The sequence below is a fragment of the Rickettsia argasii T170-B genome (assembly GCF_000965185.1).
Classification (GTDB): domain Bacteria; phylum Pseudomonadota; class Alphaproteobacteria; order Rickettsiales; family Rickettsiaceae; genus Rickettsia; species Rickettsia rickettsii.
In genome coordinates this window covers 1-2420 of sequence record NZ_LAOQ01000024.1, presented here as the reverse complement: position 1 = coordinate 2420, position 2420 = coordinate 1, and the positions used below count along the sequence as shown (strand labels likewise).

Sequence of the window (2420 nt, the reverse complement as noted above, 5' to 3'; positions counted from 1 at the left end):
TTTGTTTAATTCAGTAAAATCTCCTGTTAGATGAGCAGTCCAAAAATATACCATTGTTTGTATATCAAAACACCATAAGTCTAGTACAGTATCAACAACCTTTGGTATGATAATTGCTATATCGTCTTCAAAACAATATGCACACGCTAAATGATATTTGTTATTGTCAGATATTTGCACCTTAGCGAGTAACGTTTTAGCTGTTTCCTCATAATCTATTATTCCTCTTGATGTCCAAACCAAGCTATCTAAGTAATTTGCTGCTATATGTTGCGTATATTGATAACGATAATTATTACAAAAAACACGACTATCTTGGTATTCCATCCAATCAAATATTTCCTGCCCTATAGGATTAATAATATCTGATAAGATTTTCCTGATAACATCGAATTCAGATAACTCTAATACCATATCTAATATCTTATTTTTAACTCCTTGGCATAATTTATTCATATCTCTAGAATAGTTATATCCTTCAGGTAATGTAGATAATTTTATTATTGCATCCTGGATATCTGCTCGACTCCATAATGTAATTACTATCTTAACAGCTGATATATGTTCAAGAGATGGCATTAAGTAATATCTAATTACATTTTCTTTCAAAGGCCCTTCTACAGAAATCTTTGCTCTCTTTAAAAAGTTACTGCTGTTCATTGCATTGTTAGCTAATTTTCTCTTATTCATTTTATTATCCTGGTTATTTTCCTACTCTTTATATTTTCCTATTTTTTATAAGTATTGACAAGGTAAAATTATCATAGATTGGTATTCATTAACACAAATTAGGAGTGAGCCCAAAATATTGCATGAGGTCAGTTTTAATATATTCTATCATTACTTGACCGTGTTAAATAACCTATTAGGGTATCAGATGCTATGGAATTACTCCACTTTTTAATGTCCCACTACGGGGATAAAAAATCCCTCGCCTTCAGGCGAAGGAAAGATATAATGAAGTTGCTTTAGCAACGAAATTTTTGTTATTACATTATTTGGGTTTTATGTAATGTTTTCCAGTATTGCATTACAAATATTTCTTATTCTTACAATTACATTATCACTGTACATGTAAAAGTATTGGGCAAACTCCTTTTAGACAATATTATGAATTAGTTTAGAGTTTTATAGTTTTAATTCCTTTCTTTGCGTTTTATGAACAAGGTACAAGTTCTGTAATTCTTCTGATAAATAGTTTTAAAGAAAATTTTATCAATACCAGGGCTTCTTCGCCCTCGATTGATTTGGGTAATACGTCTTATAGCAAGTAATTTATTTGATCTTGATTTCAACATCAATTTCTGTAAACTACGTACTAATTTCATGTTACCATTTGCAGATGCCCTATAGATACGTCTACGAAGATTATTAACCTTTTTATTAACTTCTTGCCAATTTATTGCATGCCAATAAATTTTCTCAAAGTTATTATTATCGGTCTTAATTGTTACATTTGCGTTTTGCATCTAACTTTTCCAATATAATTCATAATCTTGTTTACTTACTTAGGGTAAATCACCAGTCTTAAGTCAGCATCATTTCTGATTAGCACATAGTGCCTATACACCCAGTTATTTATTCCTGTAGCCTTTCAGCTTAGTGTCATTAGCTTTTTAAGACCTCTCTTACCTACTACATGTTGCCAAATAATAGGCTTACCACGTTTCACTAATTAAAGATGCGTTAAGTTGGTTACCTTCTGTATACCGGGGAACTGGCATTTTTAAAGAAGGTCGCGTCTTCCTTCTTACAGTTAAGCTTTTCAGCTTTATCCCTATAATAGATGTTATCTGGAGTATCTACTTTTATATTTACGATATTTTCCAAACAAAGATTCACTTTCGTTTAACCAATTTTAACTTTACCTTGCCCCTATTTCCCATCCAGATTAGTAATTTAGTTAGGCTTCTTATTGCGCTTAGCACAAGATCGTTACCAACCTTGCACCGCAATAATAGTAATTAGGTCTAAATGCAACCTAGCCGCAATATACTTACAGACTTTAATTTAGTGCCATCGTATCGCACTACTCGATATAGAAAAAGCAGTAAAAGAGATTCCGGAAGAAGCAGAAAAGTCAAAACTAATAAAGGACGTATTAAATTCAGATAGATTAATCAAGCTATATAATGAGGATGCTACTGATACCAAATACTATACTACTAAGGATGTAAGAGAAGAAGAATTAAGGATAGTTAGAATAGCTGATAAGGTAAATAGCCAGATTCATTTTAATAATGTTCTGAAGATTAAAAGTGATATTGAAAATCTGACAAGTGTTAATGAAGCACAGCAAGAGAGCCTACAGCATATTTTAATTAATAGTCAAGGAATTAGGATTTTGCAAGGTAGAGCCGGCACCGGTAAGTCGCAAGTACTTGCTGAAGGCTATAAAATTGCTACTCATCATGGACAAA

The 2420-nt window shown here is 31.8% G+C and carries 1 protein-coding gene and 2 pseudogenes; 1 reads left to right on the top strand and 2 read right to left on the bottom strand.

The genetic code is table 11. The features are described from left to right. Window positions 1-690 (bottom strand): annotated as a pseudogene (locus RAT170B_RS07715) (hypothetical protein); the annotation flags it as partial. 446 nt (window positions 691-1136) lie between these two features. Further along, window positions 1137-1469 (bottom strand): reverse transcriptase N-terminal domain-containing protein, encoded by a 333-nt coding sequence (locus tag RAT170B_RS07710; RefSeq protein ID WP_052692015.1) that lies wholly within the window; start codon window positions 1467-1469, stop codon window positions 1137-1139. Between the two features lie 563 nt (window positions 1470-2032). On the opposite strand from RAT170B_RS07710, the pseudogene RAT170B_RS12320 reads away from it, so the two are divergent. Then, a pseudogene (locus RAT170B_RS12320) lies at window positions 2033-2420 on the top strand (AAA family ATPase); the annotation flags it as partial.